Origin of the sequence: Viridibacillus sp. NPDC096237 (assembly GCF_050278625.1) — a bacterium.
Lineage (GTDB): Bacteria > Bacillota > Bacilli > Bacillales_A > Planococcaceae > Viridibacillus.
Map to the genome: position 1 here is coordinate 45,441 of NZ_JBNNTI010000017.1, position 12,888 is coordinate 58,328.

Below are 12,888 nucleotides of genomic sequence, written 5' to 3' on the forward strand. Positions count from 1 at the left end.
AAAAGGTGATTAAACTTGGCTAAAACGCAGTTAATCATACAAAATGGTAAAACAATCATGGAACCAGTTGTCGAAGAAGGGATAGTTTGGGAAACAGCACGAAAAGGTGTTCCAGGTAAGCTTACTTTTTCTGTAATCAAAGATAAGGCTCTGAAATTCGAAGAGGGCAATGCCGTGAGATTTATTTATAAGGGAAAAAAGATATTCTTTGGTTTCGTTTTTACAAAGAAGAAATCAAATAAAGAGCGGATTCAAGTTACTTGCTATGATCAATTACGCTACTTAAAAAACAAAGATACTTACGTTTACAAAAATAAAACTGCATCTGAGTTTTTGAAAATGATGGCTGCCGATTATCGGCTGAAAATAGGAAAAGTAGAAAGTACAGGGTTCAAAATAAAGTCACGTATTGAGGACAATAAAGAGTTATTTGGTATGATGCAAAATGCATTAGATCTTACCTTAGATAACACTAGAAAAATGTTTGTGCTGTATGATGATTTCGGTGCACTTGCATTAAAAAATATAGAATCGATGAAACTAAACTTAATGATAGATGAAGAAACAGGTGAAAGCTTTGATTACACGTCTTCTATCGACTCAAACACGTATAACAAGATCAAACTTATTCGTGAAAATAAAAAAACAAACAAGAGAGAAATCTTTATTGCCCAAGACAGTAAGAATATGAATAATTGGGGCGTATTACAGCACTTTGAAACCATTCAAGAAGGCGTTAATGGTAAAGCTAATGCAGATGCTTTACTTGCTTTACACAACCGAAAATCACGTAATTTAAACATGAATAAATTGCTCGGTGATACACGTGTCCGTGGAGGTAGCAGCGTTATTGTTAAAATGAATTTAGATGATGTAAAGCTATTAAATTATATGGTTGTAGATAGCGTTAAACATACTTTTAACGAGAGTGAGCATGTTATGGACCTTAAACTGATTGGCGGTGACTTCGTTGCGTAACATGCATGATATATTGGCTTTGATGAACAAGAATAACAAAGGCTTTATTAACACTACTGATCCAGTATTCGTATTATTTGGCGAAGTAACTAGCCAATCTCCACTAGAAATATTAGTTGAGCAACGACTACCACTTGATGAAGACCAATTAGTATTAACTAGAGCAGTACGGGATTACGAGGTTGAAATGACTGTAAACCATCTTACTGAAACGGATAATGGACCTGCAGCACATACCCATCAATACAAAGGTAAAAAGAAATTTCTAATTCATAACGGATTAGTCATAGGTGATAGAGTGAAATTGTTACGAGTGCAGGGTGGTCAGCAATACGTCGTTTTTGATAAGGAGTGATACGAAATGATACCTCAAATTACAGATGATATTGATGACTTTGAAAGTGACCTTGAAATTGAAGAGCAACAGACCAGTAGAACATACAAATTAGATCTGGTACGTAAACGAGTAACTGGATATACAGATGGTCTTGATGCAGTTGAACAGTTTATTTATAAGGCAATCGGAACGGAACGTTACGACCATCTAATATACACATGGGATTATGGAGCTGAAATTGCAAAGTTATTTGGGCAACCGATTCCATACGTATACAGCGAATTGAAAAGACTTATAACAGAAGCGTTAACACACGATGATAGAATCGATAGTGTTGATGCTTTTTCTTTTACTCATAAAAGAAATAAAGTGGCCGTTACATTTACCGCTCATACGATTTACGGAGATATTGAAGCACAGAAGGAGGTGGACGTATAGATGTTCGAACATATTTCACAAGAGCAACTACTTGATGATGCGCTGGACGAAGTAGTAACTGATGTCGACAAGCGAGAAGGTGCCATTATTTATGATGCATTGGCACCGCATTCAATCCAATTATATGAACTTTATTTTGCGATGGATGGAATGATCCAAGAGATGTACGGCGACACAGCTTCTCGTGAATTTTTAGTTAAACTCTGTCTAGATAGAGGTATTACACCTTATTTAGCGACTCATGCAATTTTGAAAGGTGAATTTAATATCGATGTACCTATCGGAACTCGTTTTAGCCTTGATACACTCAATTATATTGTTACTGAAAAAATCAGTTATGGCGTATTTAAATTACAGTGTGAAACTACTGGTGTTGAAGGTAATAATTCTTTTGGTCAGTCAATCCCAATTGAATACATCGAAGGTTTAACGACCGCAAATATTACCGAATTACTTATTCCAGGAGAAAATGAAGAAGAAACAGAATCTTTACGTAAACGCTATTTAGATAGTTTTGAAGCACTCGCATACGGTGGTAACCGTAAAGATTACAAAGAAAAAATACATGAGTTACAAGGTGTAGGTGGAGTAAAATCCCGCCGGATTCGCGAAGATGGCTTCAACGTAAAGGTTGTTGTGATGGATTCGCAGTATAAAACCCCAAGCGAGGCCTTGTTAGAAGAATTACAAACAACTATCGACCCTGTATCAAATCAAGGTGAAGGGGTTGGCCTTGCCCCAATAGGTCATGTTGTGAAAATTATTGGAGTAAACGAATTACGAGTAGATGTAGCGTTTAATATCACTTATGAATCGGGTTACTCGTGGGCAGATATAGAAATTGGTGCGTTAGAGCTCGTGGATGACTACCTACTTGAATTAAAGAAAACATGGGAAGATAACACACAGCTCATCGTCCGTATTATTCAACTTGAATCACGGGCATTGGAGCTCACAGGCGTTTTGGATGTACAGGATACGTTGATTAATGGTGCTGCCGAAAACTTGATTTTAGGTGAGGATGATATACCTATTCGAGGTGTTGTAAGTGGATAATTACTTAGATAACGAAATTGACTTATTTCCTTTATTACCTCCGACGATCAATGAATTAAAAGAATTCAAAGAAATTACGCGTGTTGAGAGTACGAATTTCAACGTTGTACGGCAGCATCTGATTAATATCTTTAAAGACAGATTTGTACATGAAGCTACTGAGCAAGGTGTCCGCCGTTGGGAAAAGATGCTGAAACTTAAAAGACGTAGCATAGACACGCTAGATGAGCGTAAATTCCGCATCTTAGCGAAAATGAATAATAAGTTACCATACACAATGCGGACGCTTGAACAATTATTAAATTCATTGTGTGGTAAGGGAAACTACAATTTGCTGCTAGATCCATACGAATTAGAATTATTTTTTGAGTTTTACACGAAAATACCTGATGTTCAGTTGCTAAAGGATACATTAGAACAAATGATACCTTTAAATTTATTGTTACATTACATGTATACGATAAAAGTGCCAGCAATTAAAGTAAGTGCAAGAGAACATGTTTATCCTGTCATGTATCCAATTACAAACGTTGCTGTTACAAATAACGATGGCGTTGGAGTTGGTAGTACTACGAATATCGATATCCCAGTTAGAGGCCAGGGGTATCAAATTATATATCCAATTACAAATATGGTTGTCACATACTAAAGGAGTGGTTAAATGCAAGTACATGAAAGACTATTGAATATCTTATTTAACGCTCTGCTCACAAATGTGAGAAAAGGGCGCTTTTTAATTGACGGGACAGAGCGTGATATTGATATATTCCGTACAGAACGATTAGGCGATATTATGCGTGTCATGTTTTATTTGGATGATTACAGTGGGGCTGTCACACAAGTGTCCCTATTAGATAGAGATAATGTCATTTTAGTTAGTGGACAAACGAATTTTTATAAAGAAAATGACGGCTTTATGTATGTATTCGATATACCTGTTGTCGTAGAAGGGATGGTATCAGTATGAGCAGTATTCAATCATATGAGCGTATAAATTTCTTGGACCATATTTTACGAATTGACGAGAAAGGTAATTTTATTCCTCTAATTGATCCGTCGACTGGCCAACAAAAAGTTAATCTAATTACAGGGCAAAAAGAATGGGAAGCATTGCAAGAAGGAACACGCTTGAAGGCTTTAACGATGAATTATCTAGATAAAAATATTGAAACTAATCGTAATTATATTTCAGATTTACACACTTTAGTTAGACGTTTACAACTACAACTAGAAATGGACGGACGCGCGCCAGGTAGTAGTGGTACATTCTTCGATACCCTAGACGGCTTTTCAAACAAGATTTATTTGCAAAGTCAGCAAACTTCTATTAATAAAGCAATCACTGCAGGCGCAACAACTATTCCTGTCGATAACATAGAGGGCTTTACAGCATTTACGCAAGTCACTATCTATGATGACGAACACAGCGAAGACGGACTTATTACAGCTATAAATGGCAACTCAATAACTGTACAAGCCTTAACAAATGCATACAAAAAAGGTGCAAAGGTAGCTCGTTCTACAGTTGCTGTTGATACAGTAAATAAAAAAATGGATATCGGAAATTGGGAGACGTTTAGCGTTTCTATTTTGGAGGTGGTTTAGGATGACGAGTTGGGTAACCTTGGGAGAAATACGTACTTTTTCAGAAATTAATATATTACCAATTGATAATAATAAATATTTGTATGCAGTTAGTAATCCTAATAACTTTGAAGTTTTGCTCTATATTGCTCCAAATCCAAATAATCATGTAGTTATACCGGCAAATGCTAGTTATTATCCAATAACTCTAGCTAATGGTAGTAGCACTTTGGGTTTAAGTAATCCTGACCTAAGAGATTTTAAGGTAACAATGTTTTACCAGAACAAGAATACAGCGCCAACTACGCCTGGGACATTTACGCAACCAACTGGTGACTTAGAAATCGGAGCAAATAAAGTTATTTCATGGGGAGCATCAAGCGATAGTGAAAACAACCTATCTTATTATGCTTTAGAAGTATCTATAAATGGTGGTGCTTGGACTCAAATTGGCATTCCATCATCAGTAAGTTTTAATTACACTATTCCGTCGTGCTCTAGTATCCAATTCCGTGTAAAGGGTGTAGATTCTGGAGGATTAAGTTCACCATATCAAACTAGTGCATCTTACAAGGTTGGTAAACCTAAGTATTACTACAATAAGCATAATGTAGATAACGTTGTCGTTGGGCTTAACTACCCTGCACCTAGGTCCACGTATAATACAGCAGTCGTGTTCAGTACTTTTCAAGGAAGGTATGTAACATATGCAGGAGAAAAAATTGGTGTAGATGGAAGATGGGGAGCTAACGAATCAATATCTGTTGGTGATACATGTTGCTATATACTGAGTAATTTCCTTACGATACACACTGCCATCGAAGCAGGCAATGCTTCTACGGATACTCGTGTCAGTGTGGCTGAATACTATATTACCGAGTTTACCTTTAGACGGTCGGATACTATAGGAACTCTTTTAACTGCTAATATTATTGCGGATGATGGGGCATATCCAACCAACGGGAAGTATTCTGACGGCTATTGGTATGTAAGAGGCAACAAAGTAACAAATGCTGTCTCACCACCAAGTTCTATTGCTCTAAGTAGTGGAGTATTAAAATACAATAATTCCGTTAACTTCACAGCAAGTGGTTCAACAGTATCAAACCCTATTTATAAATATCAGTATTCATTTGATAATGTTAATTTCACTGATTTTTCTACTGCATTTACTTTACCTAGAGATGTAGATAAAAAACTACTCTATATAAGAGCTAGAACATATAACGGCACAGCCTATTCAGATTACTTTACTCAAACTTTTGATGTATATCAAAACACAGCGCCAACAGTCGAGCTAAATACAGAAAACAATAAAACGTTATATGAAGGTGACACTTTTAAAATTGACGGCTCTTCAACTGATCCTGATAACGGTGACATTGTAAATGTTAAATATCAAATTAATGGCGGTATGGCTAGGGCAATTAAAACTGATATTAGCACGGGTTCTGCCATTCTATTTAACAGGCCATTAACTTTTAAGGGCGGAAAGCTCTACGACGGAGAAACAGCTCTCACAGACGCTTTAGCGGAAGGTGTTTCCCATGAATTAAAAGTATTTGCAGAAGATGACCAAAAGGGAAAATCAACAGAGCAGATCCGTAATTTTTACGTGGTTCCAAATCGAGCACCAGCGATTGTTATAAATCCAATCGAAAAACCAAACGGTACGGTTGATTCCGACAAATTCCCAATCTCAGGAGTTTGTAGCGATCCAGACGGAAACGATGTGATTGTTTCTTACAAAATCAACACAAGTCTTGCTACGGAGATTTATCGTGGTAAGGGCGGGGATTGGACGTTCGATGTTGCCTTTAGCAGTCTTAAAATTGGAGAAAATATTATCATTGTAGAGGTTATTGATAGCCATAATTTCAAAACTTCAAAAACAATAAAATTAAATAAAGCAGTAAACTCAACGCCTATTTTGAATTCTGTTGCAAGGTATAAAATTGTACCACCAACAGGGACTGCAAAGGGCGTTTTATTGTGGATTCAGAAAGAAAAAGGCTTAAATATTGAAGCTGAAATCAGCATGACTGAGGCAGGAGTGCAAGAGAAATTTGTTGAAATGCCACTGACAAATTCAGCGCCGATTGATTCATTCATCACTGAAGATCAATTTGTATATGAAGCTGCAGAGATGAAAGAAAATATTATCGTTAAATTAAATTTAAGTAGAGAATCAGCTGAGGTTAGCGATTCAATTACTTTGATAAGCGGGGTGCTTAGTTAGTGAAGATAAGACTTAGACAACCAGATGGTACACTTGGGCCATTAGAGGATGTATTCCCAAATCAAATAGATGAAACAACATTGATGATGCTTGAAGCTTTAGCGGGTCAGCAAGAGCAAATCACGCAACTGCAAGAACAAATTAAAGAATTGAAAGGAGAGGAAGCATAATGGCATTTCCTTATATGATTCCTGTTTATGGGTTGTTGGTTAAGGCTGGAGCGAGAGAAATTACAACATTACCAAAGCAGTATCAGATTCCTGTTGGCAAGTACTTAGCTGAACAAGTAGAAGGTTAGTTCATTGTTAAAAATAGCAGTTAATTAGTATTTATTTCATTTCTATGTCTTCTATATAATTGAGGAGAAAGGGTGATTATATGCGAGGAATAGTGAAACTAATAAACACAAAAAAAGAATGGATTGCAATTTATACTGAACATGATTTTTATTGTGTTACTGAAATAGTTGATTCACACCTACCAGAATTGGGAGATGTTATTTCGGGGAATCTTGGTGATTTAGGTGGAGAGAGATTTTATAATGAATCCTCACAAGAAAGTTTTGATGTATTTGTTCAGGATCTAAACGATAATCGTCAGCAAGTAATAAATCAATTAGGAAATCTTTAAGACAATCAATCAAGGGTGCTCATAAGAGCGCTCTTTTATTATGCAGAAAAAGAGGTGCAGATATGGAAAAGTGGATAGCAACAATTACAGGAACTATCGGATTTTTAGTCTCTTATTTAGTTGATGGGGTGGGACTAGCAGTGACTATTTTATTAGCTGTTATGGCATTGGATTATGCAACCGGATTAATTGCCGCATTTGTAAATAAGCAACTTAACAGTCGTATAGGAACAACAGGATTTGCACGAAAGCTTTATGTTTTGTTATTGATTGCAGCTGTTTATCTAGTGGAAAGTATTTTGTTTGGCTCTGAACATGTAGGTGACGGAATAGCGATTGCTTACATCGCCATCGAATTTATTTCAATTACAGAAAACGGTGTAAAAATGGGGGCGCCAATGCCTCCGTTTGTATCCGATTTGTTATCAATGGTGAAATCTAAAACAGAAGGGAAAGAAGATTAATATGACAAAAACAGTAGCAATCAGCGGTGGCCATTACGGACCATGTACAGGCGCAAAAGATATTGTGGACGAAGTAACAGAAGCATGGAAAATTGCAAAGCAAGTGGCTAAATTATTGCGAGCGAAAGGTATTACAGTCCATGAGTTTTATGATACGGTTTCAAAAAATCAGAGCGCTAACCTTGACCGTATTGTTGCCTTTCACAATTCTAAGGAACGTGATTTAGATTTATCATTCCATCTTAATTCAACTGCTCGAAAAACAGAAGGTATCGGCTGTGAAACTCTCTATTACGATGCAGTTGGTTTGGCCAAAAAAATCACAGATGCGATATGTGTAGCTACAGGCTTTAAAAACAGGGGTGCTAAGGAACGTAAAGAATTAGCATTTTTACGATGCACAAAAGAACAAGCTGTATTGTTGGAACCTTTCTTTGTATCATCTGTGGAAGATGTACGAATTTATAAAGAGAGCTTTGAGTTAATCTGTGAAGCAATTGCGGATGCGGTTGCAGATCATTTAGGGGTGAAAGTGACTACGGTATCACAACCATCTAAGCCTTCCACATCAAATAAAAATAGTTACTTCACTACTAACCCTGGAAAGATAAAAGTAATAAAAGATTGCTGGCAGTATAGCGGTACAAGCTTTAATAAAAAACAACGTGAACAAAAAGTAGATGCAGGACCAAATATATATACGGTTGTAAAAATCGAAAAGACAAAGAACGGTACGTCACGCCTATTAATGAAGAACGGTACTTTTATGACAGCTAATAAAAAATATATTGAAAAGGTTTAGTACATGAGAGTATTCGAGTTGGACCATAACCTATAAAACGTTATCTCGAATGCTCTCATGCGAATTTTCTACTATTAAATTAAATCAAATATGTATCAAAAATTGCCCTGTCCTTTATTGGATGGGGCTTTTTTATTTAAGAAAGAAAAAATTATGCCTTGATAATATTTTAATATATGTTATTGTATGTAATGAGTTACATAATTGTAAGGAGGAATACAAATGAAGAAAATATTGGTAAGTATTGCAGCTTTTTTTATGGTATCGTCAGTTTTTTTAAGTGGTCAAGCTAGCGCTAACACTAGCAATGAAGGTGAGGGAACAGGAGAAATCAACTTGTCGGATTTGAATCTTTCGGATTTAAAACCTGGTGATGTAATCCAAGGAGAGGATTTTGTAGTACGTCAGTTAACTGATGAACAAGCTGCAGAGGAAATGGGTTATACTCCTCAAAAATCAAAAATTTCAACTTTTGCTGCGAAAAAATGCGCTACTGGAACTACTGCTTTCAGTAGATATTTAAATGTTAACTCTAGCTATAAGCCAATGTTAAATATCTATACAGAGCTATGTCAAAACAACGCAGGTCAATTTGTAATTAAAAGTATTGCTGGAATCGGTGTTGATTCACGTTCTAATGGCTTAGTAAAAGGCTTTGAAGGGAACACTCAAGCTAAAGCTCTAAACTCAGGAAAAACACTTTGGTATCTTGCGGATGGTTGGTTCCATAATTCTGGAACAACTACAATATCTAACACTGCAGGTCTTGACTCAGGCTGGGCTTCCGTTGGTTGGACTAATGGTAGTTCTTCAAGTAAATATGGTTATATTTATCAAGATGAGAATATTATCTTATTTAAAAATTAATTGATTTATAAGTGTAAAAAGCTGTTAAGATTGATTTGACAGCTTTTTATATTTTTAGGAGGTCTTGAAATGAAAACAATGAGAAGTATTATTTTATATGCAATTGTATTAACTATGATATCGGGTTGTACATCTCAAACTCAAAGCATACAAGATAAATCAATAGCTGAAAAAGAAGTATCTACCAAGAAAAATCCCGATGTCAATGAGTATAAGGGAATACCATTGAAAATAGGTGTTTTAGGAAGTGCTCCTGAAATTAGAGAAACGAATATTGAATTTCAAGAACTATCATTAGAAGATTTAAGTATAAAAAAAGTAGAAGAGTATGATGGGATATTTATTATGAAAGAATTTTTAGAAAGTGCTGCAGATGGACCATACAGTAATACATTTAAAAAATCAGATATACCTTTCTTTTTTATAGAAACTAAAGCATATTATTTCCCCTTCATCGAAGACAAAATTAGTTACAAAGATTATACTAAAAGAGTCACAGACAGTGTAATATACGCATTTGGTTACTACCCGAATAGTGGGAATGTGAAAACGTGGCAATTAAACATTACTGCTCAAGATCCATCTGAAAAAGAGAAAAAGGAAATAATAAAAGAAATATATTCTCAAATATTTGTCATTACTGAGGAAGTTAAAAATACAGTACATGTAAGTGATGAAACAAGTGAAAAGTGACTATCTAATAATGAATAGCAACTTGTTCGTTTCTAAAATGCATATAAAGTATTGAGTGATAAATTTGGGGAAATGGAGGTAGAGTAATGCAAGTACCGGTAGGTAAAAAATACAAAGTGTTGATTATTTACCTTGATGAAAGTGAAATTAAATTTGAAACGGACATAGATGTGTCATATCGGTAGAAACGAACGGCAATAAGTATGTGGAGTTAGAAGACGGAAGACATATAGATTTAACCAATATAGAACGAATTATTACAGCAGAAGAATAATACATAGTTTGACCAGATTGCTATTGATGGCGACCTGGTTTTTTTGCTTGAAATAAGAACGAATGTTCTGTATAATAAAACAAACAAACGTTCTATTTCTAAGGAGGAAAAACCGTGAAAGAACAGCTATTAAAAGCTATGCAACGTAATCAGTTATTGAATCTAATGTATATGTCTAAGAGTGGGGGAATTACTAAACGTCGTGTGAAGATAATAAAGATGACAGGCGAATCATTCCAAGCGTATTGTTTTATGAAAAATGATAAGCGTACTTTTATTATTGATAATGTTCTTGCAGCTGTTCCGATTATTAGAAAAGAGCGTGAAGTTGTATGAATCGTGATAGAGGTTTTAAAAAATGGGAGATGTCCATCATGCTACCAGAGCATGTAACTTTGGTTAGACACTGGAGAAGAGAAGATGATCATATCGATAAGCCTGAACTAACTGAATGGGATCTACAAGTGGTCCAGGAAAAATTAGAATTATCCATGAAGATGAAATGCGAAACGGATATTAAAGTGTGGGGTAATGGGCAATTTGAAATCCATCGTGGAATCATCAGTAAGATTAATCATAATAACCGTCATTTATTTTATAGCAATCCATTTGGAGAGAAATGCGGTCCAATCCGTTTAAATGATATCATTGACATATCAGCAGTTGAATTTATAGAAATTTAAAGAGCGATAGCCTAGAGGCTTCGCTCTTTTTAAATATATTTTTAGAGTTGTATACGCGCCTGCCAGCTCTGTGTTTACCAACCCTTATAATTTTAGTAGTCCCCCAAAAAGTCCCCCAAGTCCCCCACTAGTAATGAGTGGTAATGAAAGAGATAATCATATAGAAAATATCATCAATCATTGATATATCGCTATTCATCATTTAAAGTGAGTGACGTTGAAGTAAGGCAACTATAAAGCTGAAATAAAATCACTCAAACGTATTATCCAAATGTGTGAACAAGGTAAACCATGTATCTCATTTATTGATGAAATACTGAAGGGAACAAATACGATTGAACGGATAGCAGCATCGGCCGCAATGATGGAATGGCTTTCTATGAATAAAGGAATGAATATCATTGCTTCACATGATATTGAATTAACCGAAATTGCTAGAGAAGCTTATACAAATTATCACTTCAGTGAATCGATTGAAAAGGGTAAAGTTCAATTTGATTATACAATTCATTCTGGACCATCAAAAACGAAAAATGCTATTAAGCTTCTTGAAATACTGGATTATCCACATAGTATCACAAGTAAAGCGAACGGGTTAGCGGAGTATTTTATAGAACGGCGTGAGTGGGAAGAAATGAAAGAAAGAAATTAAAAGTTTGTAAATTGAAAAAATGCACCCTGTACATTATTTGAACTAAAATGCTCCATTAGATGAAGAAGAATTTTAACAATTATTCGTATTGTAATTGAAATGGTGATTTTGAATAATCAACTTGCTTGTATTATCAAAATTAATAACTACCTATTTTTAGAAATGAAGATGTATGAAATGAGTTTTTCTATAGTAATCAGTAATATCTACAAATCTTATGAATATTAATAGAAAGAAACAGTATACAAGTTGGCTAGATTTTAAAATTTTATGTAGAAGGAGATGAAAAAGCTGAAATATATACTTGGCCTAATTTTGATTGTTATACCAGGAGTCTATGGATACCTAGCCCATCAATCAATGATTCCATTTTACCCCCTTATCGCTCAAATTTTCTTTTTAGTATATTGGCTATGGGTCGGATATGTAATAGGTCGATTTAGTAAAAATTCTATGAAAGGAATGCTGTTGGGGAATAGTGTATGGGTGATTTCGTTAGTGTTATTCATCTGGCAATTTATCCTAACAGATGATGTGGGGAGACTTGGAAGTGTTGCAGCCATTCCGCAGTATTACATTCTTCCATTTGTTTGGTTAGCAAGCAAAATGGCAACGCTATTAACTATGATTGATGGATCGACAATTATTATTCTCACGTTTATTTGTATGTTAATTGTTTTCGTTTTCGGGTTTAGATTAGGGAAAAGATGAGCAATTTTCAAACTTTTTTTAATTGAAAGTGCCTTCTATATGGCTCCTGACAATATACTATATAGTTAGTAGAGTAGTAGATATGCTCCACTGAATATGTTTTAAAAACTTCTTTCCTAATTAAATCAAAAGTGATAATGAAAATGAAGGAATACAAATGGCGGAGGATCTAAAAAAGGTCGAGCGAATCGACTCAACCAATTAAACTATCGCCCAATCGATACGAGAGAGTCTCCCGAGCTTACGCATGATGTCAAAGGCCACTATGAAAAAAGACCTTCTAACTTATATGACTATTGGATGGACAGGTTATATGCCTGATAGTCTTAAACATGTTGCTACATATTCCTGAAAAAACGGCACCGTTGTTTTGGGAATGGCCAAATCGTTTTTGAACCGAATGGATGATGTAGATACACGAGTTATTACTGTTGGAGGTAATGGATCAGGTCTGTTGGTTTTTAAAATAAAAGGTACTAT

General features: G+C 35.3%; 19 protein-coding genes and 1 pseudogene. All 20 read left to right on the forward strand.

What is annotated here, in order from left to right; all coding sequences use genetic code 11:
* The first annotated feature begins 15 nt into the window (after positions 1-15).
* Positions 16-978: an XkdQ/YqbQ family protein gene (locus ACQKMD_RS11245; protein ID WP_427752083.1), complete on the forward strand. Its 963-nt coding sequence runs from the start codon at positions 16-18 to the stop codon at positions 976-978.
* Between the two features lies 1 nt (position 979).
* Entirely contained in the window at positions 980-1,333 is a 354-nt protein-coding gene (locus tag ACQKMD_RS11250) for a DUF2577 domain-containing protein (RefSeq protein ID WP_427752148.1), read from the forward strand.
* 6 nt (positions 1,334-1,339) lie between these two features.
* Positions 1,340-1,753, forward strand: coding sequence for a DUF2634 domain-containing protein (locus ACQKMD_RS11255; RefSeq protein WP_427752085.1), 414 nt, complete (start codon positions 1,340-1,342; stop codon positions 1,751-1,753).
* Positions 1,754-2,809, forward strand: a complete 1,056-nt coding sequence (locus tag ACQKMD_RS11260; protein WP_427752087.1) for a baseplate J/gp47 family protein — start codon at positions 1,754-1,756, stop codon at positions 2,807-2,809.
* Positions 2,802-3,458, forward strand: coding sequence for a putative phage tail protein (locus ACQKMD_RS11265; RefSeq protein ID WP_427752089.1), 657 nt, complete (start codon positions 2,802-2,804; stop codon positions 3,456-3,458). Before ACQKMD_RS11260 ends, ACQKMD_RS11265 begins: the two co-directional genes overlap by 8 nt.
* A 12-nt stretch (positions 3,459-3,470) precedes the next feature.
* Positions 3,471-3,776 carry a hypothetical protein gene (locus tag ACQKMD_RS11270; protein WP_427752091.1) on the forward strand — a complete coding sequence of 102 codons (306 nt, stop codon included), beginning with the start codon at positions 3,471-3,473 and terminating at the stop codon, positions 3,774-3,776.
* Positions 3,773-4,414 carry a hypothetical protein gene (locus tag ACQKMD_RS11275; protein ID WP_427752092.1) on the forward strand — a complete coding sequence of 214 codons (642 nt, stop codon included), beginning with the start codon at positions 3,773-3,775 and terminating at the stop codon, positions 4,412-4,414. Before ACQKMD_RS11270 ends, ACQKMD_RS11275 begins: the two co-directional genes overlap by 4 nt.
* A gap of 1 nt (position 4,415) precedes the next feature.
* The gene (locus ACQKMD_RS11280; RefSeq protein WP_427752094.1) at positions 4,416-6,632 is read left to right on the forward strand and encodes a hypothetical protein; all 2,217 of its coding nucleotides are present in this window, start codon (positions 4,416-4,418) and stop codon (positions 6,630-6,632) included.
* Positions 6,632-6,802 (forward strand): hypothetical protein, encoded by a 171-nt coding sequence (locus ACQKMD_RS11285; protein ID WP_427752096.1) that lies wholly within the window; start codon positions 6,632-6,634, stop codon positions 6,800-6,802. The genes ACQKMD_RS11280 and ACQKMD_RS11285 overlap by 1 nt, the downstream gene beginning before the upstream one ends.
* A complete protein-coding gene (locus ACQKMD_RS11290; RefSeq protein ID WP_427752097.1) occupies positions 6,802-6,930 on the forward strand; it encodes a CD1375 family protein in 129 nt (42 codons plus the stop codon). The genes ACQKMD_RS11285 and ACQKMD_RS11290 overlap by 1 nt, the downstream gene beginning before the upstream one ends.
* An 80-nt stretch (positions 6,931-7,010) precedes the next feature.
* Positions 7,011-7,262 (forward strand): hypothetical protein, encoded by a 252-nt coding sequence (locus ACQKMD_RS11295; protein WP_427752099.1) that lies wholly within the window; start codon positions 7,011-7,013, stop codon positions 7,260-7,262.
* Between the two features lie 62 nt (positions 7,263-7,324).
* Entirely contained in the window at positions 7,325-7,726 is a 402-nt protein-coding gene (locus ACQKMD_RS11300) for a phage holin family protein (RefSeq protein ID WP_427752100.1), read from the forward strand.
* Position 7,727: 1 nt separating this feature from the next.
* Positions 7,728-8,528: an N-acetylmuramoyl-L-alanine amidase gene (locus ACQKMD_RS11305; RefSeq protein ID WP_427752101.1), complete on the forward strand. Its 801-nt coding sequence runs from the start codon at positions 7,728-7,730 to the stop codon at positions 8,526-8,528.
* 222 nt (positions 8,529-8,750) lie between these two features.
* Positions 8,751-9,395, forward strand: coding sequence for a hypothetical protein (locus ACQKMD_RS11310; protein WP_427752103.1), 645 nt, complete (start codon positions 8,751-8,753; stop codon positions 9,393-9,395).
* Between the two features lie 69 nt (positions 9,396-9,464).
* Positions 9,465-10,088, forward strand: a complete 624-nt coding sequence (locus tag ACQKMD_RS11315) for a hypothetical protein (protein WP_427752105.1) — start codon at positions 9,465-9,467, stop codon at positions 10,086-10,088.
* A gap of 388 nt (positions 10,089-10,476) precedes the next feature.
* A complete protein-coding gene (locus tag ACQKMD_RS11320) occupies positions 10,477-10,698 on the forward strand; it encodes a transcriptional regulator (protein WP_427752106.1) in 222 nt (73 codons plus the stop codon).
* The gene (locus ACQKMD_RS11325) at positions 10,695-11,045 is read left to right on the forward strand and encodes a YolD-like family protein (protein WP_427752108.1); all 351 of its coding nucleotides are present in this window, start codon (positions 10,695-10,697) and stop codon (positions 11,043-11,045) included. Before ACQKMD_RS11320 ends, ACQKMD_RS11325 begins: the two co-directional genes overlap by 4 nt.
* 244 nt (positions 11,046-11,289) lie before the next feature.
* Positions 11,290-11,697 (forward strand): MutS-related protein, encoded by a 408-nt coding sequence (locus tag ACQKMD_RS11330; RefSeq protein WP_427752149.1) that lies wholly within the window; start codon positions 11,290-11,292, stop codon positions 11,695-11,697.
* A gap of 282 nt (positions 11,698-11,979) precedes the next feature.
* Complete coding sequence (locus ACQKMD_RS11335; RefSeq protein ID WP_427752111.1) at positions 11,980-12,408, forward strand: hypothetical protein; 429 nt, start codon at positions 11,980-11,982, stop codon at positions 12,406-12,408.
* A gap of 124 nt (positions 12,409-12,532) precedes the next feature.
* Positions 12,533-12,859: pseudogene (locus ACQKMD_RS11340) on the forward strand (glycerophosphodiester phosphodiesterase family protein); the annotation flags it as partial.
* Between the last annotated feature and the right edge of the window lie 29 nt (positions 12,860-12,888).

Bases quoted from the DNA above. Each gene is read 5' to 3' on its own strand.
- ACQKMD_RS11250 (WP_427752148.1), top strand. From the start codon at position 980: ATGCATGATATATTGGCTTTGATGAACAAGAATAACAAAGGCTTTATT.
- ACQKMD_RS11255 (WP_427752085.1), top strand. From the start codon at position 1,340: ATGATACCTCAAATTACAGATGATATTGATGACTTTGAAAGTGACCTT.
- ACQKMD_RS11260 (WP_427752087.1), top strand. From the start codon at position 1,754: ATGTTCGAACATATTTCACAAGAGCAACTACTTGATGATGCGCTGGAC.
- ACQKMD_RS11270 (WP_427752091.1), top strand. From the start codon at position 3,471: ATGCAAGTACATGAAAGACTATTGAATATCTTATTTAACGCTCTGCTC.
- ACQKMD_RS11275 (WP_427752092.1), top strand. From the start codon at position 3,773: ATGAGCAGTATTCAATCATATGAGCGTATAAATTTCTTGGACCATATT.
- ACQKMD_RS11280 (WP_427752094.1), top strand. From the start codon at position 4,416: ATGACGAGTTGGGTAACCTTGGGAGAAATACGTACTTTTTCAGAAATT.
- ACQKMD_RS11290 (WP_427752097.1), top strand. From the start codon at position 6,802: ATGGCATTTCCTTATATGATTCCTGTTTATGGGTTGTTGGTTAAGGCT.
- ACQKMD_RS11295 (WP_427752099.1), top strand. From the start codon at position 7,011: ATGCGAGGAATAGTGAAACTAATAAACACAAAAAAAGAATGGATTGCA.
- ACQKMD_RS11300 (WP_427752100.1), top strand. From the start codon at position 7,325: ATGGAAAAGTGGATAGCAACAATTACAGGAACTATCGGATTTTTAGTC.
- ACQKMD_RS11305 (WP_427752101.1), top strand. From the start codon at position 7,728: ATGACAAAAACAGTAGCAATCAGCGGTGGCCATTACGGACCATGTACA.
- ACQKMD_RS11310 (WP_427752103.1), top strand. From the start codon at position 8,751: ATGAAGAAAATATTGGTAAGTATTGCAGCTTTTTTTATGGTATCGTCA.
- ACQKMD_RS11315 (WP_427752105.1), top strand. From the start codon at position 9,465: ATGAAAACAATGAGAAGTATTATTTTATATGCAATTGTATTAACTATG.
- ACQKMD_RS11325 (WP_427752108.1), top strand. From the start codon at position 10,695: ATGAATCGTGATAGAGGTTTTAAAAAATGGGAGATGTCCATCATGCTA.
- ACQKMD_RS11335 (WP_427752111.1), top strand. From the start codon at position 11,980: ATGAAAAAGCTGAAATATATACTTGGCCTAATTTTGATTGTTATACCA.